This is a genomic window from Cronbergia sp. UHCC 0137 (genome assembly GCF_034932285.1).
Lineage (GTDB): Bacteria > Cyanobacteriota > Cyanobacteriia > Cyanobacteriales > Nostocaceae > Cronbergia.
Genome location: NZ_JAYGHC010000032.1, coordinates 58643 through 63038 on the forward strand (window position 1 = coordinate 58643; position 4396 = coordinate 63038).

The 4396-nt window shown below is 40.0% G+C and carries 3 protein-coding genes; 2 read left to right on the forward strand and 1 reads right to left on the reverse strand.

Translation table 11 applies throughout. The features are described 5' to 3' along the window. The first annotated feature begins 289 nt into the window (after positions 1-289). Together VB711_RS17030 and VB711_RS17035 are read left to right on the forward strand one after the other, a co-directional pair. Positions 290-1441, forward strand: coding sequence for an FIST signal transduction protein (locus VB711_RS17030; protein ID WP_323287364.1), 1152 nt, complete (start codon positions 290-292; stop codon positions 1439-1441). 6 nt (positions 1442-1447) lie between these two features. After that, complete coding sequence (locus VB711_RS17035; protein WP_323287365.1) at positions 1448-2503, forward strand: ATP-binding protein; 1056 nt, start codon at positions 1448-1450, stop codon at positions 2501-2503. Positions 2504-2547: 44 nt separating this feature from the next. Here VB711_RS17035 and VB711_RS17040 read toward each other — a convergent pair whose 3' ends face one another. Beyond that, positions 2548-4110 carry an NAD(P)H-quinone oxidoreductase subunit N gene (locus tag VB711_RS17040; protein ID WP_323287366.1) on the reverse strand — a complete coding sequence of 521 codons (1563 nt, stop codon included), beginning with the start codon at positions 4108-4110 and terminating at the stop codon, positions 2548-2550. Positions 4111-4396 lie beyond the last annotated feature (286 nt).

Genomic DNA, 4396 nt, shown 5'->3' on the forward strand with positions numbered 1-4396 from the left:
GTTGGGTTGCGCTGTCGCTTAACCCAACCTACAAAAACTATAAAAACTCTTAACCTAACAGCATTGGATTCTGACGTACCTTACTTAACTAAAAAAGTAAATCATGTTAAAAATAAACTTGCATGAACTAATATCACAAACCTTATGTGATCTTGATCTCTCTCTCAAAAATATAGTTATTTAGCCTCTTTCTATCCTTTAAAAAATTAGCACAACACAGTCTATAATGGCAAATTGGGAACTATATTAGTATAAGAATAGAAACTAGATTTTTCTGATCAAAGTATATATGTTTCAGGTAGTAGTAGGACATAGTAACGATCCAGAATCAGGGTTAGCAGTTGAAGAAGTTCTTCAGCAATGCCACACGGCTCTAGCAGGAAAAACACCACAGGCCGGAATTCTGTTTTCGGCCATTGATTTTGACCATTTCCTCGTTTTACAGAGAATTTATGCTATTTTTCCAGCAATTGAATTAATTGGTGGCACTACAGACGGAGAAATATCCTCAGTTCTAGAGTTTCAGCAGGACTCAATTACCTTAATGTTATTTTGCTCCGACGAAGTAGAAATTCATGCAGGAATAGGATGTAAAGCTTCCAGGGATCCCATTGCTGCGGCAAAACAAGCTATAGAACAGGCCAAAGCAAAAAGCACCGCAGAACCCCGGTTGTGCTTAACTCATCCAGAAAGCCTGACAACTAGCGGTGTATCAATCTTGGAGGGATTAAAACAGGTATTGGGGGAAAATATACCTATCTTTGGTGGTTTAGCTGCTGATCAATCAAGATATCAAAATACTTATCAGTTTTTCAACACCCAAGTCCTGACTGATTCCATACCAGTGCTGTTATTTTTTGGCAATATTTTGTTTTCTCATGGTGTAGCTAGTGGTTGGCATCCTATCGGCAAAGCTAGTCAAGTTACCAAGGTGGAGAAAAACATAATTTATGAGATAGATGGTAAACCTGCTTTAGACTTCTATCGTCATTTTTTGGACTCCCTGGCTCCTTCAATGGAATATCCCCTAGCTGTGTTTCCTCCGAATAGTGAAAGCTTTTACATGAGAGCGCCGATCGCATATAATGAGGAAACAGGAAGTGTGACATTTTTTGCAGACATCCCTGACCAAGCAACTGTGCAAATGGCAGTGGCAAGTAGTGAGGATATTCTGGCAGCGTCTAAAGAATCATTTATGACAGCATTAAATAGTTATCCAGGTAGAGAACCATCGGCTGTCCTATTTTTTTCTTGTGTGGCTCGTCGGCAATTACTTGGGACTAAGACACTGCAAGAGTATCAGAATACTAAAAACTGTTTTGCTATTCCTTTACCAGCTTGTGGATTTTACTCAAATGGTGAAATTGCCCCTTTGAATACCACCAATCAGACGCAATTTCACAATGAAACTTTCGTAACATTAATTTTAGGAATTAAATGAATACCTATGGAAATTATTGATTATGAAAAAGAATTGAATAAACTCCAAAAGGCTAATAGAGTTATTCAAAAACAATTGGAACGCTCGGAAACTGATAGGATCAATTTAGAAGAGACGAATAAGAAAAAAGAAGCTCTCTTAAAAAATGTAATTAATGATCTAGAGGAATCACAGAACAAGTTAGCGCAAAGAAGTCAAGAACTAGAGCAGACATTGGTTAATCTACAAATGATGCAAAATAAAATGTCTGTTTTAGGCAATCTTGTTGCAGATGTAGCTCATGAAATAAATAACCCAATTGGTTTTATTTTAGGTAATATTGACCCTGCGGGGGAGTATGTTCATAGCTTGCTGCATCTGCTAGACCTTTATCAAGAGTTCTACCCAAATCCATTTCCAGACATTCAAGCAGAAATTGAAGCTATAGAGGTAGGTTATTTACGTGAGGATTTACCAAAGCTGATTTCTGCTATTAAAGAAGGTACAAATAGAATTTGTCAAATTAGTTCTAGTTTACGAACTTTTTCTAGGGCAGATACAGAACAAAAAATTGCCTTTAATTTGCATACAGGTATTGATAATACTCTAGTAATTCTTAAACATCGGTTGAAGGGAAATAAAAATCGTCCTGTTATTGAAATAATTAAAGACTATGGGGAAATACCTTTGTTAGAATGCTTCCCTGGGCAAATTAATCAGGTCTTTATGAATTTGTTGGCTAATGCCATTGATGCTTTAGAAGAATCTAATATTGGACGTAGTGCTGGTGAGATTAGGTCAAATCCTAATTTAATTAAGATCCAAACTAGACTAATGGAATGTGAAAATTGTATTGTGATTCGGATTAAAGATAATGGGGTGGGAATGTCGGCAGAAACTCAGTCTAAAATATTTGAGCATTTATTTACTACTAAGCCAGTGGGACAAGGTACGGGTTTAGGTTTATCTATTGTGCGGAAAATTATTATTGATAAACATGGAGGAAGTTTAGAATTTGATTCAGTTCCTGGAGTAGGTTCAGAGTTTATGATTACTCTGCCAGTAAAGGAAAAAAATGGGTAATTGGGTGTGAAGGAAAATCTTATTACCCATTACCCATTAACAATCTATAATTCTTCAGATATGACAGTAGAAATTATTTTTGCTTGACTACTGGCAATTTTTTCTGCTTGTAAGATGGGAGTATTAGCAACTGAATGATTGACTAAGGAAAACAGAGGATTGGATAAAATCCCTGCTAAGGATGTAGCAATTAAAGTTACAATTAAACCCACTTGTAAAGGTCTAAAACCTGGTAAATTCCAACGAATTTCGGGATAATTTTTCACTACGTCGGACATTTCTTGGGGTTCTTTGACTACCATCATTTTTACTACACGGATGTAGTAGTAGATGGAAATAACGCTGGTAATTAAGCCCAACAAAACTAACCAGTAAAGTCCTGCTTGCCAACCAGCCCAGAATAGGTAAATTTTGCCAAAAAATCCTGCTAGAGGGGGTATTCCACCCAGGGATAGGAGGGAGATACTTAAAGCTAGGGTTAGGAGTGGGTCTTTTTGGTATAAACCGGAGTATTCGGCTATCTGGTCGGTTCCTGTGCGTAGGGAGAAGAGAATGATGCAGGTGAAGCCACACAGGTTCATGAATAGGTAAACCAGTAGGTAAAAGAGCATACTGGAATATCCGGCATCTGTGCCAGCGATTAAGCCAATCATCACAAATCCGGCTTGGGCAATGGATGAGTAGGCTAACATCCGTTTCATGCTGGTTTGGGCTAGGGCGACGACGTTACCCAAGATCATGCTCAACACAGCTAGGGCGGTGAAAACAAAGTGCCATTCTTCCGTTAGGATGGGGAAGATGGTTGTTAGTAGGCGGATGGCTAGGGCAAATCCTGCGGCTTTAGAACCAACGGATAAAAAGGCAATCACGGGTGTGGGCGCGCCTTCATAAACGTCTGGTGTCCATTGGTGGAAGGGTGCGGCGGAGATTTTGAAACCGATACCTGCGATGACAAAAACTAGAGCAATTACTAGACCTAGTGATTGACCAATGTTAGCTGTGGAGATCGCGCTGGCGATCGCACTCAGTTCCGTTTGTCCACCGGATAAACCATACAACAGCGATACACCGTACAAAAATACGGCTGTGCTGGAAGCTCCAATTAACAGGTATTTCAGCGCCGCTTCATTGGATCGGGGGTCACGCTTGGTATAGCCTGTCAATAAATAAGAGGAAATACTCAGGGTTTCTAGGGAGATGAAAATCATCACCAACTCACTAGCCCCGGATAAAAACATTCCTCCCAGGGTAGCAGTTAATAAAATGGCGATAAATTCAGCTAGGGCAGTACCACTCTGCTCAACGTAGCGAATTGACATCAAGATTGTCACCGCAGCAGATAAGGCAATGATGCCGCGAAAGATAATACTCAGGTCATCACCGTTAAAACCGCCAGTAAAGGCGAGGGGATTGGTGGAATCCCATTGTAAACACAGGGCGAGAATGGAAGCAAGTAAACCAGCGATCGCTAGATATCCAATCCAGCGTGCAGATGTACGCCCCAAAATCAAATCAACAATCAAAACCCCCAAGAGGGTAAGAATGACAATTCCCTCTGGTAAAATCGTTCCAGCATTTAACTGGGAAGCAATATTAGCAAAATCCATGAGATATATAGGTCTTGAGGATTAGACATTAAGGCTAACTCAGTTAATTCTATCCATAGTTATTCACGAAATTTGCATTTATCCATAAGTTTTAAGCCGTGGTGAGGCAGGGGGCAGGAGGCAGGGGGCAGGGGGCAGGGGGGAGGGCTGACAGGTGTAGGTTTTTAACAGCCCTCTAAATATTGACAAATAGCATATTATATGGTTGAAGTCATGGGATAACATCTTGAGCGGCTTGGTATTGCTTGAGTTTTCGAGCAGTGGAACAATGGGGATGCTTGACCCC

Excerpts from the sequence above, each read along its gene's own strand:
- VB711_RS17035 (WP_323287365.1), top strand. The coding sequence starts at position 1,448 with ATGGAAATTATTGATTATGAAAAAGAATTGAATAAACTCCAAAAGGCT.
- VB711_RS17040 (WP_323287366.1), bottom strand. The coding sequence starts at position 4,110 with ATGGATTTTGCTAATATTGCTTCCCAGTTAAATGCTGGAACGATTTTA.
- VB711_RS17030 (WP_323287364.1), top strand. The coding sequence starts at position 290 with ATGTTTCAGGTAGTAGTAGGACATAGTAACGATCCAGAATCAGGGTTA.